Here is a 21,011-nt window from a genome sequence, read left to right on the forward strand (position 1 = left end):
TCGGTTTCTTTGTGGAATCCCTACGAATGGCCCAATGCATCTTTGCCATCTCCCGAACCCTTGTCCCGGGGTTTACCCGTTAGTAGCGTTCGCGATGTCTCGAACGTACTTGGGGTAACCGAACGGCTCGGAAGTGGGTGGGGACCGGTGGTGCGCAGGCCGGTGGCGTGGCTGGTGGCAGTCGTGCTCTTCGTGGAGGCGTTCGGCATCGCCGCGCTGAACTGGTTCCTAGGCGTCGTCGTGGACCGGCAGGACATGTCCCTGGCGGGTCTGGATCCTGACGTGATGTCGGTGTCCTCGAAGGTCGGCGGCCTGGTCTTCGGCGGCTACTTCGCGCTGTGCGGTCTGGTCGCGCTGCTGGTCGCCCTGCGCGACCGCGCCCCGGCCGGCCTCGGGCGCATCCTGCTGATCAGCGCGGCCGTGGTGCACGGTCTGCTGGGCGCGTTCGCCTGGGGGCTGGTGGGCTGGACGGCGTTCGTGTTCATGATCGTCGTGCTCGGCCTCATCGTGCTGCTGCTGATGACCTACGACGGTCAGAGCGCGCTCGGAAGGCCCGCCGACGCCGCGCCCGACGGAGGCAAGGGCGGCGACGGCTCCCCGGCCGACGGTTCCCCGGCGGGGAGCCCCCCGGCCGGCGGCTCGCCCGTCACCCCTCCGCCGGCTCCCACAACTCCGTGATGCCGATGCCCAGTTGGGCCAGCAGCCGCCGCACCAGCGGCAGGCTGATGCCGATCACATTGCCGTGGTCGCCGTCGATGCCGTCGATGAACGGGGCCGAACGGCCGTCCAGGGTGAACGCCCCGGCGACGTAGAGGGGTTCGCCGGAGGCGACGTACGCGGCGATCTCCTCGTCGGTCGGCTCGCCGAAGCGGACGACCGTGGAGGCCGTGGCGGAGGTGTACCGGCCGCTGAGCGTGTCGTAGACGCAGTGGCCGGTCTGGAGCGTGCCCGCGCGTCCGCGCATCGACTTCCAGCGGGCCGTGGCCTCCTCGGCGTCGGCCGGCTTGCCCAGGGCCTCGCCGTCCAGGTCGAGGACCGAGTCGCAGCCGATCACGATCGCGCCCTTGACCTCGGGCCGCGCGGCGACGACGGAGGCCTTCGCCTCGGCCAGGGCCAGCGCCAGCTCGGCGGGGGTGGGTGCGCTCACGGCGTCCTCGTCGACGCCGCTCACGATGACCTCGGGGGCCAGCCCTGCCTGCCGGAGCAGATTGAGGCGGGCGGGGGACTGGGAGGCGAGGACGAGCCGGCGGCGGGGCTGATCAGTCATGCCGTCAGCGTATCGGCGGGCCCGGCCGGTCTCACCTCAGTCCGAGCACGATCATCGTGAGGACCATGGCCAGCGCCATGAGAACGCCCAGCCGCCGCAACATCTCCTGCATGTCGCGCAGTTCTTTGGGCGGCTCGTTCTCGGGGTCGGACCACAGCATGCCTTCCATCGTCGGTCGGGGATCCGGGGCGGCGCCTGAGTACGCATACTCAACTTCCCTATAAACGGTGCTACGGTTCCATTAGGTAAAGGTACTTCAGTTCCGTTTGGAGGGTGTGTCATGTTCACCGCTTCCTGGATCGCGTCACCTCAGCGCCCCAGCGAGGGCTTCACGCCCAACTGGTCCCGAGAGGGCTTCTGGCGCCAGTCGCTGCGGCAGGTCGTCCGGCTGTCGGCGGGCGGCGGCCTGGTGCGGGTACGGCTGTCCAACGCGTACGGCGAATCGCCGGTCCGCGTCGCGGGCGCGAGCGTGGGGCGCGCTGGCGAAGGGGCGGCGGTGCGGCCGGGGTCGCTGACACCGCTCACCTTCGGGGGCGCCGCTGGAGTCGCGATACCGGCGCGTGGCGAGGTCGTCAGCGACGCCGTACGACTCGCCGTCGCCGCCGGGGAGGCGGTGGCCGTGACGCTGTACTTCGACGCCGCCACCGGGCCCGCGACCTTCCACGCGCAGGCCTTCGCGTCCGGTCACCGGGGCGAGGGCGACCTGTCGCAGGCGTCCGGCGGTGAGGGGTTCGACGCCGTGAGCGAGTCCTGGTACTTCCTGTCGGCGGTGGAGACCGACGCCGGCCGCACGGACGCCGTCGCGCTCTTCGGCGACTCGATCACGGACGGGTTCGGCTCCGCGGTCGGCGCGGACCGGCGCTGGTCGGACGCGCTCGCGAAGCGCACGGGGCGGCCCGTCCTCAACGCCGGCATCGGCGGGAACCTGCTGCTCAACGACTCGGCCTGGTACGGCGACGGAGGCGTCCGGCGGCTGCGCCGGGACGTCCTCGGCCTGCCCGGGGTGGACACGCTGGTGGTTCTGCTCGGGCTGAACGACATCGGCTTCAGCGAGACGGACGAGCAGCCGACGTACAAACCGGCGCCGGTGGTGGAGGCGGCGGAGCTGATCGCCGGGCACCGGGAGCTGCTGCGGCAGGGCAGGGCGGCCGGGCTGCGGGTGATCGGCGGCACGCTGCTGCCGTTCGGCGGCTCGGACCACTGGGGCGAGCACGCGGCCAAGGTGGGCCACGAGCTCAACGAGTGGATCCGGTGCGCGGGGGAGTACGACGCGGTCGTGGACCTGAACCGGGCGCTGGCCGATCCGGAGGACCCGGATCGGCTGCGCCCGGCCTACGACTTCGGCGATCATCTGCACCCCAATGACGCGGGGTACGAGGTGATGGCCGAAGTCCTGGCGATCGCTCTCTAACCGGGCCAGTACGTACGTGCCCACGTCGCCGGACCCGGCTGTGGCAGTCGTTGGCGGGCGATGCGGGACGGGTCCGACCACCCGTCCCGCGGCTTGGGTGCGCCGGGCGGGATGGCTGCCTCCGCCGCGGCGCGGGCGCGGACCACCGCCAGTGCGGCGGCCAGCTCCTCCGGTGTCGGGTTGCCCCGTAGGACCTTGATGTTCATGGCGGCTCCCAGCAGGCCTAGAGGGGGATGTTGCCGTGCTTCTTCGGAGGCAGGGATGCCCGCTTGGTGCGCAGCTGACGCAGGCCGCGGACGACATGGCGGCGGGTCTCGGACGGCATGATCACCGCGTCGATGTAGCCCCGCTCGGCAGCGACGTAGGGGTTGAGGAGGGCGTCCTCGTACTCCTGGATCAGCCGCGCGCGCACCGCCTCCAGGTCCTCACCGCTCGCCTCGGCCTGGGCGAGGGTGCGCCGGTGCAGGATGTTGACCGCGCCCTGGGCGCCCATGACGGCGATCTGGGCAGTGGGCCAGGCGAGGTTGATGTCGGCACCCAGGTGCTTGGAGCCCATGACGTCGTAGGCGCCGCCGAAGGCCTTGCGCGTGATGATCGTGATCAGCGGGACCGTGGCCTCGGCATAGGCGTAGATCAGCTTGGCGCCGCGGCGGATGATGCCGGTGTGCTCCTGGTCCACGCCCGGCAGGAAGCCGGGGACGTCGACGAAGGTGAGGACCGGGACGTTGAAGGCGTCGCAGGTGCGCACGAAGCGCGCGGCCTTCTCGGAGGCGTCGATGTCCAGGCAGCCGGCGAACTGCATCGGCTGGTTGGCGACGATCCCGACGGGGCGCCCCTCGACCCGGCCGAAGCCGGTGATGATGTTCGGCGCGAACAGCGGCTGCGTCTCGAAGAACTCGGCGTCGTCCAGGACGTGCTCGATCACCGCGTGCATGTCGTACGGCTGGTTCGCGCTGTCCGGCACGATCGTGTCCAGCTCGCGGTCCTCGTCGGTGAGGGAGAGGTCCGCCTCCTCCTCGAACACCGGGGGCTCGGAGAGGTTGTTGGACGGCAGGTACGACAGCAGCTGCTTGACGTACTCGATGGCGTCCTTCTCGTCCCCGGCCATGTGATGTGCCACACCGGACGTCGAGTTGTGGGTGCGGGCGCCGCCCAGTTCCTCGAAGCCGACGTCCTCGCCGGTGACCGTCTTGATGACGTCCGGGCCGGTGATGAACATGTGCGAGGTCTGGTCGACCATGACCGTGAAGTCGGTGATGGCGGGGGAGTAGACCGCGCCGCCCGCGCAGGGGCCGACGACCAGGCTGATCTGCGGGATGACGCCGGAGGCGTGGGTGTTGCGGCGGAAGATCTCGCCGTAGGCGCCCAGCGAGGCCACGCCTTCCTGGATGCGGGCGCCGCCGGAGTCGTTGATGCCGATGACCGGGCAGCCGGTCTTCAGCGCGAAGTCCATGACCTTGACGATCTTCTGGCCGTAGACCTCGCCCAGCGCGCCGCCGAAGACGGTGAAGTCCTGGGAGAAGACGGCCACCGGACGGCCGTCGACGGTGCCGTACCCGGTGACGACACCGTCGCCGTAGGGGCGGTTCTTCTCCAGGCCGAAGTTGGTGGAGCGGTGCCGGGCGAACTCGTCGAGCTCGACGAAGGAGCCCTCGTCGAGGAGGAGCTCGACCCGCTCACGGGCCGTCAACTTGCCTTTGGCGTGCTGCTTTTCGACGGCGCGTGCGGAGCCGGCGTGCGTCGCTTCCTCGATACGGCGCTGGAGATCCGCGAGCTTGCCCGCGGTGGTGTGGATGTCGATCCCAGGGGTCCCTTGGATCTCGTGACGCTCTTCCGGCTCGGACATCGGGATGTGGCTCCCTGCCTGCTCAAAAGGGGGGACGGTTACTCATCCGTAGAGTAGTGGGGTGCCTACCAATCGGCAGTGCGGCGTTTACCACACCTAGGGTGGGTTGCATGACGCCGCGAGATGCATCAGACGACAGTCGTTGGTCGGATCTGGAACGGCCACCGCTCAACATCGCCGCGCTGCGGCGGGGGCTCGTGCGGGAGGGCGGCCTGTGGCGCCGGGTGGAGGTGGTGGAGCGCACCGGCTCCACCAACACCGACCTGGTGGACCTGGCGACCGCGGGCAAGGCGGAGGAGGGCACCGTCCTGGTCGCCGAGGAGCAGACCGCGGGCCGGGGCCGCCTGGACCGCAACTGGACGGCACCGCCCCGCTCCGGGCTGTTCTTCTCCGTGCTGCTGAACCCCTCCGAGGTGCCGGTGACCCGCTGGGGATGGCTGCCCCTGCTCACCGGGGTCGCCGTCGCCACCGGGCTGTCCCGGGCGGCCGGCGTCGACACGGCACTCAAGTGGCCGAACGACGTGCTGGTGACCGTCGGCGGCGAGGAACGCAAGACCGGCGGCATCCTGGCGGAGCGGGCCGGGGAGGCCGGCGTGGTCATCGGAGTCGGCATCAACGTCACCCTGCGCGCGGACGAGCTCCCGGTGCCCCAGGCGGCCTCCCTCGTGCTGGCCGGCGCGGCCAGCACGGACCGGGATCCGCTGCTGCGGGGAATGCTGCGGTCCCTGGAGGACTGGTACGGGCGTTGGCGGGCAGCCGTGGGGGACCCGTTGGTCAGCGGGCTCCAGGAGACGTATGCGGCGGGGTGCGCGACGCTGGGGAAGACGGTGCGGGCCGAGCTGCCGGGCGATCGGGCGATCACCGGGGAGGCGGTCGCCATCGACGGCGACGGACGGCTCGTGCTGGCGACGGAGGAGGGCGTGCAGGAGCCGGTGGGGGCGGGAGACATCGTGCACCTGCGGCCGGCGTGAGGAGCGTCCGGCGTGCGGCCGGCGGCCGTGCCCCGTCCCGTGACCGGGGACGCGGCCCCGAACCCCGCGCCGGGCACCTCACCAGCGGTAGTACGGCATGGTGGGCTTTCTCTTACGGAGTGAGCTGGCGCACACCTGCCGTAAAGTGAAGGGCCGGTCGATGACCGACCGCGGCAGATCGGAAGGGCAGCTAGGCGTGACCGTCGACGATTCGGGCTCCGGCACGGGCGCGGACGGCAGGGTGGACCCCAACGCCGCCGACCCCGGCGACGACCCGCTCGCCCTGCGTCTGGAGCAGCTCATCCTCGGCGCGGAGCGGCGCTACACCCCGTTTCAGGCGGCCCGCAGCGCCGGCGTCTCCATGGAGCTGGCGTCCCGCTTCTGGCGGGCGATGGGCTTCGCCGACATCGGGCAGGCCAAGGCGTTGACCGAGGCCGACGTGCTGGCGCTGCGGCGCCTGGCCGGTCTCGTCGAGGCGGGGCTGCTCAGCGAAGCCATGGCCGTGCAGGTGGCGCGGTCCACCGGGCAGACCACCGCCCGGCTGGCGGAGTGGCAGATCGACTCGTTCCTGGAGGGCCTGACCGAGCCGCCGGAACCGGGGATGACGCGCACCGAGGTGACGTACCCGATCATCGAGCTGCTCCTGCCCGAGCTGGAGGAGTTCCTCGTCTACGTCTGGCGGCGTCAGCTCGCCGCCTCCGCGGGCCGGGTCATCCAGGCCGCCGACGACGAGGAGATGGTCGACCGGCGTCTCGCCGTGGGCTTCGCCGACCTGGTCGGCTTCACCCGGCTGACCCGGCGCATGGAGGAGGAGGAACTCGGCGAGCTCGTCGAGGCCTTCGAGACCACGGCGGCCGACCTCGTGGCCGCGCGCGGCGGACGGCTGGTCAAGACGCTCGGCGACGAGGTGCTGTACGCGGCCGACGACGCCGGGGTCGCCGCGGAGATCGCGCTGCGCCTGATCGAGACGATGGCGGGCGACGAGACGATGCCGGAGCTGCGTGTCGGCATCGCGTTCGGCACGGTGACCACCCGGATGGGCGATGTGTTCGGTACGACCGTGAATCTCGCCTCCCGGCTGACGTCGATAGCCCCTCGTGACGCGGTCCTCGTCGACACGGCGTTCGCGGAGGAGCTCATTCGAACGGGTGAGGCGCCGGCGTCCGAGGCGGAGGCGGCCGAGGCCGCGGCGACGGCCGAGAAGGAGGGCGAGGAGCCTCCGGTGTACCGCTTCGCGCTTCAGCCGATGTGGCAGCGGCCGGTGCGAGGTCTGGGTGTCGTGGAGCCGTGGTTGCTGACTCGGAGGGCTTCCGCGGACGGCGAGTGAGTGCCGAAGGGCAGCGCCGCGGGGGTGGGGGTCGTCGGTCGGCTGCGGGCTCGTCGTGGCTCGTCGCGCAGTTCCCCGCGCCCCTGGGGTGCCGCGGTCATCTTGTGTCCGCGGGTCCGTCGTGGCCGGTCGCGCAGTTGCTCGCGCCCCTTGGGGGCGTTGCGGTCCGGGCGGTTCAGTCGTCAAGGGGCAGTGGGTCCACGCACAGGCCGATGATCGGGACGCAGACGGAGTTGTCGTCGGGGCGGGGCTGCTGAGTGGGGGGCGGGGTCGTCGGTGGTCGGCCCGTGTCTCGGGTGCGGGTGTGGTCGGGCGAGGTGCCCGGGGTGTCGTCGTCGGTGGCTCGGGGGCCTGCGTGCCCGGCTGGGCGGCCGGTGGCGTGGGGGCCGGGGCGCCGCCCTGGCCGTGCGGTGCGGTCGTCGTGGTCCGAGCCGGGGTGGGTACGACGATCGAGTCCGTCGTCGGTGCCGTGCCCAGGCCGCCCATCGCCGAGGTCGCCGACGGGGTCGCCTTCGGAGCGTTCGGCGTGAGGGTGGCTGCGGCGTTCGTCGAGCGGTCCGGTTCGGCGTCCGTGCCGGGGGCCGGGGCGGGGTCCGACTCCGCCGCGCCGAGGCCGCTGACACCGGAGTCCGGTGACATGCGTACGAGGCTCAGCGCACCGGCGGCCAGGGCGAGACCGCCGGCCGCGAGGAGGACCTTGCGCGGGCGGGGACGACGGTGCCGGCCGCGGGGGCCGAAGAGACGGGTGGCGGCGCCGGCGTTCGGTTGGGCTTCCGCAGCGGATTCCCGCACTTCCCGCCCAGCCTGCGCAGAGGTCCCGGCCGCTTTCGGTCGCACCTCTGCGGCAGCCCCGGCGGGCTGCCGTCGCGTTTCCCCGACGGCCCCCTGCGCCTGCCGCCGAGCCTCCGAGGCAGCCGCGGCCTCTTTCCGTCGAGTCTCAGCCGCGGCCCCCTGCGCCTGCCGCCGAGTTTCCGCGGCAGCCCCGGCTTCCTTCCGCCGAGCCCCCGCGGCGGCAGCGGCTTCCTTCCGTCGAGCCTCTGCAGCGGCCCCCTGCGCTTGGCGCCGGGGCTCCGCTGTGGACCCGGTCCCGGCGCGCCGGGTCTCCGCAGTCGCCGTGGTCTCCGCGATCCCTGCCTTCTCCCGTGTTCTCGGACCTCGCGCCGTTCCGCTCATCTCGACCCTCCCCTTGCGCTCGCGCCCCCAATGCGCCGTGGCGTCGCGCACGTTATGCGGTGGCATGGGTGATCGGGGGAGGGTTGGGCGGGATGTCACTCGAACGGGGTGTCGGACCTGGACAGGAGTGGCGGTCGTGGTGGCTCTTTCCCCGGAGGGGTCCGGCTGCGATGATCGGGGCGAGTGTTGTTAACCCGCGTTAACCGGAGGGCGTCATGACTGAGGAGCGGTTCGGGGAGTTCGTGCTGGTGCGGCGACATGGTGCGGGGGGTGCCGGAGGTGCCGGGCATGTCGCGGAACTCGCCCTCGACCGCCCCAAGGCCATGAACGCCGTCTCCACGGAGATGGCCCGCTCGATCGCGGCGGCCTGCACCGCGCTCGGCGCCGACCGTGACGTACGCGTGGTGGTGCTGACCTCGACGCACGAGCGGGCGTTCTGTGTCGGGGCGGACCTGAAGGAGCGGAATTCGTTCAGTGACGCCGATCTGGTGCGGCAGCGGCCCGTGGCGCGGGGTGCCTACACCGGCGTGCTGGAGCTGCCGGTGCCCACGATCGCGGCCGTGCACGGCTTCGCGCTGGGCGGCGGCTTCGAACTGGCGCTGTCGTGCGATGTGATCGTCGCCGACGGCACGGCCGTGGTGGGGCTGCCCGAGGTGTCCGTCGGCGTCATCCCGGGCGGCGGCGGTACGCAGCTGCTGCCTCGCCGGGTCGGCGCCGCCCGCGCCGCGGAGCTGATCTTCACGGCGCGCCGGGTGGAGGCCGCCGAGGCCCGTGAGCTGGGGCTGGTGGACGTACTCGTGGAGGACGGGCGCGACCGGGAGGAGGCCCTGGCCATGGGGTCCAGGATGGCGGCGAACTCGCCGGTGGGTCTGCGCGCCGCCAAGCGCGCCCTGCGTCTCGGGCACGGGCTGGATCTGCGGGCCGGCCTGGAGGTCGAGGACGCGGCGTGGCGTGCGACGGCCTTCTCGGGCGACCGGGCCGAGGGCGTGGCCGCCTTCAACGAGAAGCGCAAGGCCGAGTGGCCCGGGGAGTGACGAGCCCCGCTGGATCGAGCTGAATGCCTCGTGACCTCCCCGTTCGCCACGCCAACGTCCCAAATTCGGGCAAAACTCCCTAGCCTGGAGTGATGGGTGAGGACGGACGACTCACGGCCGTGGTGGCGTTGGCGCAGGGGATGGCGGCGGCACACACCCCGCGCGAGTCCTGGCGGGCGGCGGCGCTCGGGGCGTGCCGGGCGTTGGGCGGGAGTTTCGCCGCGCTGTCGGTGTGGGAGCGGGAGCTCGGGCGGCTGCGGGTGCTGGTGAACGTGGGGGATCGTGCCCAGGGCGAGGAGGAGTTCCCGGGCGGCGAGACCTATCCCGTGCACCAGTTCCCTGAGATCACCGAGTTCCTGCACGAGCGCTGGGTGGCCGGCGGTGAGCCCAACGCCTGGGTCGAGACGGCCGAGGGGCCTGCCGCCGGACAGCCCGGGTACTGCCATCAGCGGGTCGCCGCCCTCCGGCGCCGTGGCCGGGGGTGCTGTGTCGTCGCGCCGATCGTGCTGAACGGGCGGGCCTGGGGAGAGCTGTACGTCGCCCGGTCCGCCGGGGTGCCGGTCTTCGGCCGCGGGGACGCCGACTTCGCGACCGTGCTCGCCTCCGTCGTGTCCGCCGGACTGGCTCAGAGCGAGCGGCTGGAGGAGGCCAGGCGGCTGGCGTTCACCGACGCGCTGACCGGGCTCGCGAACCGGCGTGCCGTCGACGTGCGGCTGGAGGAGGCGATCGAGCGGCATCGCGACCAGGGTGTCGTCGTCAGCCTCGTGGTCTGCGACCTCAACGGGCTCAAGCACGTCAACGACACCCGCGGGCACGCCGTCGGGGACCGGCTGCTGGAGCGGTTCGGGTCGGTGCTCTCGCTGTGCGGGGCGATGCTGCCGGGGGCCCTGGCCGCGCGGCTCGGCGGCGACGAGTTCTGTCTGCTGGTCGTCGGGTCGCCGGCCGATGACGTGGTGAAGGCCGCGGACGAACTGTGCCGTCGCGCCGCGGAGTTGGAGCTGGGCGAGGGAGTGGCGTGCGGAGTCGCGTCGACGGAGGACCCCATCGGGCCCGTGCGTTCCGCCCGGCGGCTGTTCCGGCTGGCCGACGCGGCCCAGTACCAGGCCAAGGCGATGCGCGCCGACCGGCCCGTGGTGGCGGGGCGGGAGGGTGAGGACGACCCGGTGGTCCGGCTCGCGGACGCGGAGCCGTCGGGTGAGGACGCCGTGGAGCGGCGGCGCTTCCGGGGCCGCCTCCCGTAGGTCGCGTGTGTCCGGGCGCTGTAAGGGGTGTACCGCTCACCCACTAGTGACATCTTCGTCTTCACTGCGTACGCTCCTGAATATGGATATGCACACTGTGGTGGTGAGGACGTCCGGGGTCACCGCGTCCGACGTTCTTGCCGTGGCGCGGGGCGGGGCCCGTGTCGAGCTGTCGGCCGAGGCGGTCGCGGCGCTCACCGCGGCCCGCGAGATCGTGGACGCGCTGGCGGCCAAGCCCGATCCCGTCTACGGCGTCTCCACCGGCTTCGGCGCCCTGGCGACCCGGCACATCAGCCAGGAGCTGCGGGCCCAGCTGCAGCGCAACATCGTCCGCTCGCACGCCGCCGGCATGGGGCCGCGCGTGGAGCGTGAGGTCGTACGGGCCCTGATGTTCCTGCGGCTCAAGACCGTCTGCTCGGGACACACCGGCGTGCGGCCCGAGGTCGCGCAGACCATGGCCGACGTGCTCAACGCCGGCATCACGCCCGTCGTCCACGAGTACGGCTCCCTCGGCTGCTCCGGCGACCTCGCCCCCCTCTCGCACTGCGCGCTCACACTGATGGGCGAAGGGGACGCCGAAGGCCCGGACGGGGTCGTGCGGCCCGCCGGCGAGCTGCTCGCCGCACACGGCATCGCGCCCGTCGAGCTGCGCGAGAAGGAGGGGCTCGCCCTCCTCAACGGCACCGACGGCATGCTCGGCATGCTGGTCATGGCCCTCGCCGACCTCGACACCCTCTACAAGTCCGCCGACATCACCGCCGCCCTCAGCCTCGAGGCGCTGCTCGGTACCGACAAGGTGCTCGCGCCCGAGCTGCACGCCATCCGGCCGCACCCCGGGCAGGGCGCCTCCGCCGCCAACATGCTGGCGGTGCTGGAGGGTTCGGAGCTGACCGGGCACCACCAGGACGACGCGCCCCGCGTGCAGGACGCGTACTCCGTGCGCTGTGCGCCGCAGGTCGCCGGTGCCGGGCGGGACACCATGGCGCACGCCCGGCTCGTCGCCGAGCGCGAACTCGCCTCCGCCGTCGACAACCCGGTCGTGCTGCCTGGGGGCACCTCCCAGGCTTTCGGCACTGGGGGAGGGCGCGTGGAGTCCAACGGCAACTTCCACGGGGCGCCCGTCGCCTACGTCCTCGACTTCCTCGCGATCGCCGCCGCCGACCTCGCCTCCATCGCCGAGCGCCGCACCGACCGGCTCCTTGACAAGAACCGCAGCCACGGCCTGCCGCCGTTCCTGGCCGACGACGCGGGTGTCGACTCCGGGCTGATGATCGCCCAGTACACGCAGGCCGCGCTGGTCAGCGAGCTGAAGCGGCTGGCCGTGCCCGCATCCGCCGACTCGATCCCGTCGTCGGCGATGCAGGAGGACCACGTCTCCATGGGCTGGTCCGCCGCCCGCAAGCTGCGCACGGTCGTGGACAACCTCACGCGTGTCCTCGCGATCGAGCTGTACGCCGCCACCCGCGCCATAGAACTGCGCGAGGGCCTTGCCCCGGCCCCGGCCTCGCAGGCGGTCATCGAGGCCGCACGGGCCGCCGGCGTCCGGGGCGCGGGCCCGGACCGGTTCCTGGCGCCCGACCTCGCCGCCGCCGACGCGTTCGTGCGGGCCGGGGAGCTCGTCACCTCCGCCGAGAAGGTCACCGGACCGCTCCGGTGACATGGCAGGGGCCCTGTCGTACGACCGACAGGGCCCCGATCCGGCAGGTGCGGGTCTACTTCAGCTTGGCGGCCTGCGCGTCGATGACGGCGGCCGGTACGTCGTACGGCTTGTCCGTGATCATCAGGCCGAGGTTCATCGTGTAGTACGTGGCGATCGTGCTGCCGTGCCGCACCACCTCGACGTGCGTGGTGGCCACGTCGCCGTCCTCCGCGTCGCTCTTCGCGGTGAAGCCGACGGACTCGTCACCGCTGCCGGACCCCTTCTCGGCGGCGATCCCCGTCACCTTCTGATCGGTGCCCTGCATGGTGACCGGGAAGCCGCCGGAGCAGCTCTCCACCGCGTCCGACACGGACTTGAAGGTCTCCTCGGCGCCGTCACCGTCGTACGAGGAGAGCCCGACGACCGTCAGGGTCATGTCCATCGCACTGGTGATGGAGTCCTCGATCTCGCTCTCCGTGAGGTCCTCGAGCTTGGAGGCGCCGTCGGTGGGCTTCTTCTTCTCCTGCGTGACCATGACGGACGTCTCCGAGGCGGCCTCGCCCGGCGCCTGGCCGCCCATGGCGTAGGCCAGCGGCGCGCACTTCTCCTCGCCGCTCTTGACCTGGTCCTTGGACTTCGGCAGCTGCTTGCCGGACGCGTCCACCTTGTAACCCTCGACATCGCCCTGGGCGATGATCGACTTCTTCAACTCCGCGGCACTGAGCGCCTTCGCGTCGGAACCGCCGGAGTCACCCCCGCAGCCCGTGACAAGGGCGAGCGACAGCGCGCTCACGGCAACCGTGGCGGCTACACGCACGCCCGATGATCTCTTCATGGGCGGACTATGAAGCCCAGGTCAACGGGGCGTCAAACGAATTTAAAACCCGAGGCGTTCGCGGCGGACCGAGTAGGCGATGAAGCCCGCGCCGAGGGACAGGAAGAGCGTGCCGCCGATGACGTACGGCGTGGTGTCGAAGCTTCCGGTGTCGGCGAGCCGGGTGTCGTCCGCGGTGCTGCCGTCGGTACTCTCCGAGGCGGCCCGTGCCTGCTGGGTGACCTGCGTCGTGGGCGTCGCCGAGGGATCAACTCTCGCCGGCTCGTCGCCCGTCGCGTTGGCCGAGGGGACGAACCACAGGGCGCCCAGCAGGGCACCCGCGGCGGTGGCGGTCAGCAGCGATCGGCGTGCGGTGGACGACGATCGGTGAGCGGCGGGCACGGAATATCGATCCCCTTGTGGTGCTGGCGAATTGGCCGTGTGGGGCGATGTTAGTGAAAGTCGCGGGTCACGGGAAAGTCACGGGAGAAATGAGCCGTACTCTCCCCGCATGAGTACTCCAGAAACATCACGTTTTGTGCGGCTTCGCGTGGAACTCGTCCTCGAAGTGGACGACGCCGATGCCGTCACCACGGCCGCGCTGCGGCGGATCGCCGACGACAGCACCGTGCCGGTCGACGAACGGGTCCACGCCGAGAGCGCTGTGACGGAAGACACTGCGGAGGCCGTCGCGTATCTGGTCGATCCGTTCGACCTGGTCAGCGAGGTACCGGGGGTCGAGCTCGTCCAGGCCTCCTGGTCCAGCGAGCGCATCGAGTACGACCCTGATTCGCCGGACTGGGACCTCGACGAGGATGATGGCGAAGAGGACTTCGACGGCGAAGGGGCCGCGCGGGTCGGCTGAGACGTCTTGGGGAATTCGTGACCCCGGACGGCAACCGCCGCCCGGGGTTTCGTCGTCTCATGGGGCGCACTGACCGAACATCCGCACCACCTGCCACGGCGAACGTGGTGTGCCCCACACATCCAAGGGATGGGGAACGGGACGAACCGGTCGTAGCGTTGAAGATTCTTACGGGGACTCTCGGGCTTTTTGGGGATTCGGGAAAGTATGGAGAAGCGTGTGATGACGAACAGTAGGCGGCGCAAGGGCCTGACGGTCGCGTCCGCACTGCTCGGTGGTGTCCTGGCCCTCTCGGCCTGCTCCAGCGGCGGTGACGCCTCCGCGAGCGACGATGACACCTCGCAGGCCAAGGTCGACGAGGCGGCAGCCAAGAAGACCTCCGAGGCGCAGATCAAGATCACGCCGGAGGACGGCAGCGACAACGCCTCCATCAACAGCTCCGCCGTCACCGTGAGCAAGGGCTCGCTCACCGAGGTGAAGATGACGACCGCCGACGGCGCCGCCGTCGAGGGCCAGATATCCGCCGACAAGGCCAGCTGGAAGCCCAGCGCCCAGCTGCAGCGCTCCACGACCTACAAGGTCGCGGTCACGGCGAAGGACTCCAAGGGCCTGGAGGCCCACGAGAACGCCTCCTTCACCACGGTCTCCCCGAACAACAGCTTCCTCGGCTACTTCACGCCGGAGGACGGCTCCACGGTCGGCGTGGGCATGCCCGTCTCGATCAACTTCGACAAGTCGATCAGCAACAAGGCGGCCGTCCAGAAGGGCGTCACCGTCACCTCGACCAGCGGCCAGGAAGTCGCCTGCCACTGGTTCAACGACACCCGCATGGACTGCCGGCCCGACGAGTACTGGCAGGAGGGCTCGACCGTCACCCTGAAGCTGGCCCTGGACGGCGTCGAGGGCGCCAAGGGCGTCTACGGCGTCCAGGAGAAGACGGTCACCTTCAAGATCGGCCGCAACCAGGTCTCCTACGTCGACGCGAAGACCAAGCAGATGAAGGTCACGCAGGACGGCAAGACCGTCAAGACCATCCCGATCTCCGCCGGGTCCCCGGAGAACAAGACCTACCAGGGCGTCATGGTGATGTCCGAGAAGTTCAAGGAGACGCGCATGAACGGCGCGACCGTGGGCTTCACGGACGACGACGGCAAGGGCGAGTACGACATCAAGGACGTGCCGCACGCCATCCGCCTGTCCAGCTCCGGCACCTTCATCCACGGCAACTACTGGGGTGCCAAGTCCATCTTCGGCAGCGTGAACACCAGCCACGGCTGCGTGGGCCTGTCCGACACCAAGGGCGCCAACGACAAGGGCACCGCGGGCTACTGGTTCTTCAACAACTCCATCGTCGGTGACGTCGTGGTCGTCAAGAACACCGGCGACAAGACGATCGCCCCGGACAACGGCCTCAACGGCTGGAACATGGACTGGGCGCAGTGGAAGGCCGGTTCGGCCGTCTGACCGGACCCGGACACCGGGCGCACAGCCGCCTCACGGTTCACGCACAGGTAACCGATGCCGCCCCCAGGGGCGGCATCGGTGTTTCCGGGGCCGCCGCCAGTCTTCTCATGCATCTCTTATTTCGGCCTTATCCCTTCATCACGCGCCATCCCTAGCTTGCGGCCCATGTTCTTCACCTACCTGAGGCGCGAGCTGCGCCGCCGCAGAAAGGCGGCCCTCGTCGTCGCCTCCGGGCTCGCGCTGGGCATCGCGCTGGTCATCGTGGTCAACTCCGTGTCCTCCGGCATGAGCCAGGCCCAGGACAAGGTCCTGCAGTCGCTGTACGGCCTCGGCACGGACATGACCGTCACCAAGGCCGCCGAACCGGCGGCGAGCTCCTCGGAGCGCCCGCGCTTCCAGTTCGACGCGCAGGCCGACGGCGAGGACGAGGAGCAGTCCACCGACCGCGTCATGGTCCAGGGCTTCCAGACGCTGTCGAGCTCGACCGTCACCGAGGTCGGCTCGCAGAGCGGGGTCTCCGACGTCGTCGGCGGGCTGAGCCTCCAGGTCATCAAGGTCAGCGGACAGTTCACCCGCGGCCAGTTCCAGCAGGACCAGAACGGCGGCGGCCAGCAGGGCGGCCCCGGGGGCGGCGGCACCGGGCAGCCGCAGGGCGAAGTGCGCGGCGGCGGCGCCGACTTCGACGTCAACAACTACTCCGTCTACGGCGCCGACGTCACCAAGCCGGCGCTCGGCCCGCTGACCTCCTCGAAGATCACCAGCGGCCGTACGTTCAAGTCGACGGAGACCAATGCCAAGGTCGTCGTCGCCGACACCTCGTACGCCAAGGAGAAGAAGCTCAAGGTCGGCTCGACCGTCACGGTCAAGGGCACCAAGTTCAAGGTCATCGGCATCGCCACGCCGGACAGCGGGGACGCGGCCGCCAACCTGTACATCCCGCTGAAGCAGGCGCAGACGCTCGCCGACGCCAAGAACAAGGTCACCACGATCTACGTCAAGGCGACCGACTCCCAGCGGATCGACTCCGTCAAGTCGGCCATCCAGAAGAACATCTCCGGTACGACGGTGACGACCTCCGCGGACCTCGCGGACACGGTGTCCGGCTCCCTGTCCACGGCCTCCTCCCTCGCGACGAGCGTCGGCAAGTGGCTGTCGATCGCGGTGCTCGTGGCCGCGTTCCTGGTCGCCGGTCTGCTCACCTCCTCGGCGGTGTCCCGCCGGGTGCGGGAGTTCGGCACGCTCAAGGCGCTGGGCTGGAAGTCGGGCCGGGTGACCCGGCAGGTGGTCGGCGAGGCGATCGTGAACGGGCTGCTGGGCGGCGCGCTGGGCATCGCGGTCGGACTGGCCGGCGCCTACGCGGTCACGGCGATCAGCCCGACCCTGGAGGCACAGCTGGGCGGTGGTGGCGGCGGCACGGGCGGCGGCCCGGGTGGCGGCGGCTTCGGGGGCGGCGGCCCCATGCGGCAGACGGCGAGTTCGACATTGGACGTCGCACTGACGGCGCCGGTGAGCCTTACGACGGTCGCCCTGGCCGTGGGCCTGGCGGTGGCCGGCGGCCTGATCGCCGGAGCGTTCGGCGGCTGGCGCGCCTCACGACTGCGCCCGGCGGACGCACTGAGGCGCGTCGAGTAGCGGACGCGTTGCCGCAACACCCCCAGGGGCGCGGGGAACTGCGCGACCAGCCCCCACTCACCCGCGGCCGGACAGCAACTTCCACCACCGCGAACCCCACCCAGGAGCCACCCACCATGTACGAACTCAGAAACGTCACCAAGCGCTACACCCGGGGCAAGGAGACCATCAACGCCCTCGACGGTGTCGACCTCACCATCGCCGACGGCGACCGGCTCGTCATCCAGGGCCCGACCGGCGGCGGCAAGTCCACCCTGCTCCAGATGCTCGGCGGCCTCGACCGGCCCACCTCCGGCGAAGTCGTCCTCGACGGCACCGACCTGGCCAAGCTCCCCGAAGCACGGCTCACCAGGGTCCGCAGCGAGAGCATCGGCTTCGTCTTCCAGTCCTTCAACCTCATCCCCACCCTCACCGCCCAGGAGAACGTCGAGACCGCCCTCGTCCCCCTCGGCATGAAGGCGAAGCAACGGCGGGAACAGGCCGCCGAGGCACTGAAGTCGGTCGGCCTCGGCGAACGCCTCACACATCTGCCGTCCGAGATGTCCGGCGGCCAGCAGCAGCGCGTCGCCATCGCCCGCGCACTCGTCAAGGAACCGAAGGTGCTGCTGGCCGACGAACCCACCGGAAATCTCGACGAGTCGATGCGCGACGAGATCATGGACGTACTCGAACGCATGTGGAAGGAACTGGGGTTGACCTTCATCATGGTCACCCACGACTCCGCGATCGCGAAGAAGGCCCCGCGGCTGGCCACCATCCGCAAGGGCCGCATCAGTGTCAAGGAGAACGCGGGGGCGTAACCCCGCGACTGCGTAACGGAGTTCGCGCCGTCGCGTAACAGACGGCAGGCGCGCTTCTCATTCTCCTCTCATCTATTGAGGAGCCTGATCACCCCTCGGCATACTGCGTATTCCGGGGGGTGACGCGCGTGCGTACGGGACCACCCCCGGCCGGGTGAACGGGGAACTTCGCCCGGACCTTCTGCAAGGGGGAAACTTGCGCAGAAAAGTCAATAGAGTCGGCGCGGCCACGGTCGCCACAGCCGCCGCCGTCGCCCTCGCCGCGGGAATGACCAGCCCGGCGTCGGCCGAACCGGAGCAGCGCCCCACCGGGGCCACCGCCTCCCTCACGTCCCCCCACCGCATCACCCTGATCACGGGTGACCGGGTCTCCGTCGACTCCAAGGGCCGCGTGGTCGGCCTGGAGCGGGCGAAGGGACGCGAGCACATACCCGTACAGATACGCCAGGCCTACGGACACACCCTCGTGATCCCGGCCGACGCCGCCCGGCTGCTCGCCGGCGGCAAGCTCGACCAGCGCCTCTTCGACATCGCCGAGCTGAGCAGGTCCGCGACCCGCACCTCCCAGGCCAAGGGCCTGAAGGTCATCGTCGGCTACCAGGGCGCCGCGGCCGGCGCCAAGGCCGACGTCCGTGACGCGGGCAAGCTGCGCCGGACCCTGAAGTCCCTCAACGCGGACGCCGTGCAGACCCCGCACCAGGACGCGCCCGAGCTGTGGGACGCGCTCACCAACGGCGACCGGACGGCCTCCGGCATCGCGCACGTCTGGCTGGACGGCGTCCGCAAGGCCAGCCTCGACAAGTCCGTGCCGCAGATCGGCGCCCCCAAGGCATGGGCGGCCGGCTACGACGGCAAGGGCGTCAAGATCGCCGTTCTGGACACCGGCGTCGACGCGACCCACCCGGACCTCAAGGACCAGGTGATCGCGGCCAAGAACTTCACGCCCGCCGCCACCGCCGAGGACAAGGTCGGCCACGGCACCCACGTCGCGTCCATCGCGGCCGGCACCGGCGCCAAGTCCGGCGGCAAGTACAAGGGCGTCGCGCCCGGCGCCGACATCCTCAACGGCAAGGTCCTCGACGACACCGGCTCCGGTGACGACTCGGGCATCCTCGCCGGCATGGAGTGGGCCGCCGAGCAGGGCGCCCAGGTCGTCAACCTCAGCCTCGGCGGCATGGACACGCCGGAGATCGACCCGCTGGAGGCGGCGGTCAACAAGCTGTCCGCCGAGAAGGGGATCCTGTTCGCCATCGCGGCCGGCAACTCCGGTCCGGAGACGGTCGGTTCGCCCGGCAGCGCCGAGGCCGCGCTCACCGTGGGCGCCGTGGACGACAAGGACGCGCTCGCCCCCTGGTCCAGCACCGGCCCGCGGGTCGGCGACGGGGCGATCAAGCCGGACGTGACCGCGCCGGGTGTGGCCATCACGGCCGCGTCCGCCAAGGGCAGCCTCATCGAGCAGGAGGTCGGCGAGAACCCGCCCGGCTACCTGACCATCGAGGGCACCTCCATGGCGACCCCGCATGTCGCGGGCGCCGCGGCGATCCTCAAGCAGCAGCACCCGGACTGGACGTACGCCGAGCTGAAGGGCGCGCTGACCGGCTCCGCCAAGGGCGGCAAGTACACACCGTTCCAGCAGGGTTCGGGCCGTATCCAGGTCGACAAGGCCATCAAGCAGTCCGTGATCGCCGAGCCCGGGTCGGTGAGTTTCGGCACCCAGCAGTGGCCGCACACCGACGACAAGCCCGTCACCAAGCAGCTGACGTACCGAAACCTCGGCACGAAGGACGTCACCCTCCAGCTCGCCGCGACCGCCACCAACCCGGGCGGCCAGGCGGCTCCCGCGGGCTTCTTCAAGCTCGCGGCGACGAAGGTGACGGTCCCGGCGGGCGGCAAGGCCTCCGTCGGCTTCACCGTCGACACCAAGCTGGGCGGGACCGTCGACGGCGCCTACTCCGCGTACGTCACGGCGACCGGCGGCGGCCAGAGCGTGCGCACCGGCGCCGCGGTGCAGCGTGAGCTGGAGTCGTACGACGTCACGGTCAAGCACATCGGCCGGGACGGCAAGCCGGCCCCCGAGTACAACACCGCCCTGCTCGGCTTCTCGGGCCTGGCCGCGAACCGGGGCTACCAGGTTCCGCTCGCCGAGTCCGGCGTCACCAAGATGCGGCTGCCCAAGGGCTCGTACCTGCTGGACGCCTGGATCGCCAAGGACTGGGTGAACCTGGAGGGCGGCCTCGACTGGCTGGTCCAGCCGAAGCTGAACGTCACCAGGAACACCTCCGTGACGATCGACGCCCGCACCACGAAGTCGGCCGACATCACCGTCCCGGACGCGCAGGCGAAGCAGGTCATCGCCAGCAGCAACTACTTCTACGACCCCGCGGGCATCGGCATCGGCGTCGGCCTCGACTCCTACGCCAACCTGCGCATGGCCCACCTCGGCCCGGAGGTCCCGACCGGTCTGACCCAGACCTGGAACGGCCAGTGGACCAAGGGCGCCGGCGCCGAGTACGACGTCGCCACCACCGCCAAGGTCAAGAAGATCCAGGGCGACAAGGTCCGCCACTTCAAGGCGGCCGAACTCGCCAAGGTGACCAACAACCTGGGTGCCTCGTCGTCGAACAAGACCGGCGCGCTGCTCCCGCTGGGCGTGTTCCCCGACGACGTCGTGTTCAGCTCGCCGATCGAGCAGAAGCTGACCGGGGCGCGGACGCTGTACCTGTCGACGTCCGAGAAGATCCAGTGGACGTTCGACTTCGAGCAGCACGCCGGAGTGGACGCAGAGGGCTTCCCGATCATCGACGCGTACTACACGCTGGGGAACCCGCAGACCTTCAAGGCGGGCCAGAGCTACACGAAGACCTTCAACACGGCCGTGTTCGGCCCGCACATCAACAAGGACTTCGGGCTCTTCCGCGAGGGCAACGACATCTACGGCTTCCTGCCGCTGTTCGCCGACGGCAGCAAGCACGCGGGCTCGTCCGAGTTCAGCGCGGTCAGCACCAGCCTGTACCGCAACGGCGCCAGGCTCGCCACCAACGACGACCCGTTGTTCGGTGAGCAGATGTTCCGCGTGCCCGCCGGGGACGCCGAGTACAAGCTGACGACCTCGGTCAAGCGCAGTGTCAAGGTCGCGGCCGCCTCCACGCGGATCGACGCGAGCTGGACCTTCCGCTCCAAGAGGTCGGCCGCCGAGCAGGTCAGGCTCCCGGCCTCCACGGTCCGCTTCGACGCCAAGACCGGGCTGGACAGCCGGGTCGAGGCCGACAAGAAGGTGACGTTCCCGGTCACCGTCGTGGGCTCCGCCGCGGGCGCGAACCTCAAGTCGCTGCATGTGTACGTGTCGTACGACTACGGCCAGACCTGGAAGAAGCTCGAGGTCAAGGACGGAAAGATCACCGTGAAGAACCCGGCCAAGGGCAAGGCGATCTCCTTCCACGCCAAGGTCGCCGACAAGAAGGGCAACAAGGCGACGGTCTCGATCTACAACGCCTACTACGGCAAGTAGCGCGTACTCGTGATCGGAG

At 70.6% G+C, this 21,011-nt stretch carries 18 protein-coding genes; 12 read left to right on the plus strand and 6 right to left on the minus strand.

All coding sequences use genetic code 11. The features are described 5' to 3' along the window. The first annotated feature begins 147 nt into the window (after nt 1-147). Nucleotides 148-678 carry a hypothetical protein gene (locus PGH47_RS26735; protein ID WP_271665522.1) on the plus strand — a complete coding sequence of 177 codons (531 nt, stop codon included), beginning with the start codon at nt 148-150 and terminating at the stop codon, nt 676-678. On the opposite strand, the gene PGH47_RS26740 is transcribed toward PGH47_RS26735, so the two are convergent. Continuing rightward, a complete protein-coding gene (locus tag PGH47_RS26740) occupies nt 647-1,267 on the minus strand; it encodes a Maf family protein (protein WP_107903748.1) in 621 nt (206 codons plus the stop codon). The two genes, PGH47_RS26735 and PGH47_RS26740, sit on opposite strands and share 32 nt — an antisense overlap. A gap of 31 nt (nt 1,268-1,298) precedes the next feature. Further along, the gene (gene mmpB, locus PGH47_RS26745) at nt 1,299-1,427 is read right to left on the minus strand and encodes a morphogenic membrane protein MmpB (RefSeq protein ID WP_093747104.1); all 129 of its coding nucleotides are present in this window, start codon (nt 1,425-1,427) and stop codon (nt 1,299-1,301) included. A gap of 120 nt (nt 1,428-1,547) precedes the next feature. Here mmpB and PGH47_RS26750 point away from each other — a divergent pair, with 120 nt between their 5' ends. Beyond that, nucleotides 1,548-2,678 (plus strand): SGNH/GDSL hydrolase family protein, encoded by a 1,131-nt coding sequence (locus tag PGH47_RS26750; RefSeq protein WP_271665523.1) that lies wholly within the window; start codon nt 1,548-1,550, stop codon nt 2,676-2,678. Here PGH47_RS26750 and PGH47_RS26755 read toward each other — a convergent pair. Next, entirely contained in the window at nt 2,675-2,884 is a 210-nt protein-coding gene (locus PGH47_RS26755; RefSeq protein WP_093747106.1) for an acyl-CoA carboxylase epsilon subunit, read from the minus strand. The genes PGH47_RS26750 and PGH47_RS26755 overlap by 4 nt on opposite strands. A gap of 17 nt (nt 2,885-2,901) precedes the next feature. Further along, a complete protein-coding gene (locus PGH47_RS26760) occupies nt 2,902-4,524 on the minus strand; it encodes an acyl-CoA carboxylase subunit beta (RefSeq protein WP_271665524.1) in 1,623 nt (540 codons plus the stop codon). 110 nt (nt 4,525-4,634) lie between these two features. Here PGH47_RS26760 and PGH47_RS26765 point away from each other — a divergent pair, with 110 nt between their 5' ends. From PGH47_RS26765 to hutH, 5 genes are all read left to right on the plus strand, one after another. Beyond that, nucleotides 4,635-5,495, plus strand: a complete 861-nt coding sequence (locus PGH47_RS26765; protein WP_107903739.1) for a biotin--[acetyl-CoA-carboxylase] ligase — start codon at nt 4,635-4,637, stop codon at nt 5,493-5,495. Nucleotides 5,496-5,691: 196 nt separating this feature from the next. After that, nucleotides 5,692-6,822 (plus strand): adenylate/guanylate cyclase domain-containing protein, encoded by a 1,131-nt coding sequence (locus tag PGH47_RS26770; protein WP_126897847.1) that lies wholly within the window; start codon nt 5,692-5,694, stop codon nt 6,820-6,822. A 1,388-nt stretch (nt 6,823-8,210) separates the two neighbouring features. After that, the gene (locus PGH47_RS26775; RefSeq protein ID WP_126897848.1) at nt 8,211-9,029 is read left to right on the plus strand and encodes an enoyl-CoA hydratase/isomerase family protein; all 819 of its coding nucleotides are present in this window, start codon (nt 8,211-8,213) and stop codon (nt 9,027-9,029) included. A 92-nt stretch (nt 9,030-9,121) separates the two neighbouring features. Further along, on the plus strand, nt 9,122-10,270 hold the full coding sequence (locus PGH47_RS26780) for a GGDEF domain-containing protein (RefSeq protein ID WP_271665525.1): 1,149 nt from the start codon (nt 9,122-9,124) through the stop codon (nt 10,268-10,270). Nucleotides 10,271-10,358: 88 nt separating this feature from the next. After that, nucleotides 10,359-11,927 (plus strand): histidine ammonia-lyase, encoded by a 1,569-nt coding sequence (gene hutH, locus PGH47_RS26785; RefSeq protein WP_271668163.1) that lies wholly within the window; start codon nt 10,359-10,361, stop codon nt 11,925-11,927. Between the two features lie 55 nt (nt 11,928-11,982). Here the strand turns inward: hutH and PGH47_RS26790 are convergent, their stop codons facing one another. Together PGH47_RS26790 and PGH47_RS26795 are read right to left on the minus strand one after the other, a co-directional pair. Continuing rightward, nucleotides 11,983-12,744, minus strand: a complete 762-nt coding sequence (locus PGH47_RS26790) for a hypothetical protein (RefSeq protein WP_271665526.1) — start codon at nt 12,742-12,744, stop codon at nt 11,983-11,985. 42 nt (nt 12,745-12,786) lie between these two features. Next, nucleotides 12,787-13,125, minus strand: a complete 339-nt coding sequence (locus PGH47_RS26795) for an LPXTG cell wall anchor domain-containing protein (RefSeq protein ID WP_256338233.1) — start codon at nt 13,123-13,125, stop codon at nt 12,787-12,789. Between the two features lie 148 nt (nt 13,126-13,273). On the opposite strand from PGH47_RS26795, the gene PGH47_RS26800 reads away from it, so the two are divergent. From PGH47_RS26800 to PGH47_RS26820, 5 genes are all read left to right on the plus strand, one after another. Continuing rightward, the gene (locus PGH47_RS26800; protein WP_229914889.1) at nt 13,274-13,588 is read left to right on the plus strand and encodes a hypothetical protein; all 315 of its coding nucleotides are present in this window, start codon (nt 13,274-13,276) and stop codon (nt 13,586-13,588) included. Between the two features lie 222 nt (nt 13,589-13,810). Further along, nucleotides 13,811-15,052, plus strand: coding sequence for a L,D-transpeptidase (locus tag PGH47_RS26805; RefSeq protein WP_271665527.1), 1,242 nt, complete (start codon nt 13,811-13,813; stop codon nt 15,050-15,052). A 165-nt stretch (nt 15,053-15,217) separates the two neighbouring features. Next, a complete protein-coding gene (locus PGH47_RS26810; RefSeq protein ID WP_271665528.1) occupies nt 15,218-16,684 on the plus strand; it encodes an ABC transporter permease in 1,467 nt (488 codons plus the stop codon). 116 nt (nt 16,685-16,800) lie between these two features. Further along, nucleotides 16,801-17,484, plus strand: a complete 684-nt coding sequence (locus PGH47_RS26815; RefSeq protein WP_271665529.1) for an ABC transporter ATP-binding protein — start codon at nt 16,801-16,803, stop codon at nt 17,482-17,484. A 196-nt stretch (nt 17,485-17,680) separates the two neighbouring features. Then, entirely contained in the window at nt 17,681-20,992 is a 3,312-nt protein-coding gene (locus PGH47_RS26820; protein WP_271665530.1) for a S8 family peptidase, read from the plus strand. Nucleotides 20,993-21,011: the final 19 nt, after the last annotated feature.

Origin of the sequence: Streptomyces sp. HUAS 31 (assembly GCF_028198125.1) — a bacterium.
Classification (GTDB): Bacteria; Actinomycetota; Actinomycetes; order Streptomycetales; family Streptomycetaceae; genus Streptomyces; species Streptomyces chartreusis.

Excerpts from the sequence above, each read along its gene's own strand:
- PGH47_RS26755 (WP_093747106.1), bottom strand. The coding sequence starts at position 2,884 with ATGAACATCAAGGTCCTACGGGGCAACCCGACACCGGAGGAGCTGGCC.
- PGH47_RS26790 (WP_271665526.1), bottom strand. The coding sequence starts at position 12,744 with ATGAAGAGATCATCGGGCGTGCGTGTAGCCGCCACGGTTGCCGTGAGC.
- PGH47_RS26775 (WP_126897848.1), top strand. The coding sequence starts at position 8,211 with ATGACTGAGGAGCGGTTCGGGGAGTTCGTGCTGGTGCGGCGACATGGT.
- hutH (WP_271668163.1), top strand. The coding sequence starts at position 10,359 with ATGCACACTGTGGTGGTGAGGACGTCCGGGGTCACCGCGTCCGACGTT.
- PGH47_RS26780 (WP_271665525.1), top strand. The coding sequence starts at position 9,122 with ATGGGTGAGGACGGACGACTCACGGCCGTGGTGGCGTTGGCGCAGGGG.
- PGH47_RS26740 (WP_107903748.1), bottom strand. The coding sequence starts at position 1,267 with ATGACTGATCAGCCCCGCCGCCGGCTCGTCCTCGCCTCCCAGTCCCCC.
- PGH47_RS26805 (WP_271665527.1), top strand. The coding sequence starts at position 13,811 with ATGACGAACAGTAGGCGGCGCAAGGGCCTGACGGTCGCGTCCGCACTG.
- mmpB (WP_093747104.1), bottom strand. The coding sequence starts at position 1,427 with ATGCTGTGGTCCGACCCCGAGAACGAGCCGCCCAAAGAACTGCGCGAC.
- PGH47_RS26760 (WP_271665524.1), bottom strand. The coding sequence starts at position 4,524 with ATGTCCGAGCCGGAAGAGCGTCACGAGATCCAAGGGACCCCTGGGATC.
- PGH47_RS26765 (WP_107903739.1), top strand. The coding sequence starts at position 4,635 with ATGACGCCGCGAGATGCATCAGACGACAGTCGTTGGTCGGATCTGGAA.
- PGH47_RS26815 (WP_271665529.1), top strand. The coding sequence starts at position 16,801 with ATGTACGAACTCAGAAACGTCACCAAGCGCTACACCCGGGGCAAGGAG.
- PGH47_RS26810 (WP_271665528.1), top strand. The coding sequence starts at position 15,218 with ATGTTCTTCACCTACCTGAGGCGCGAGCTGCGCCGCCGCAGAAAGGCG.
- PGH47_RS26750 (WP_271665523.1), top strand. The coding sequence starts at position 1,548 with ATGTTCACCGCTTCCTGGATCGCGTCACCTCAGCGCCCCAGCGAGGGC.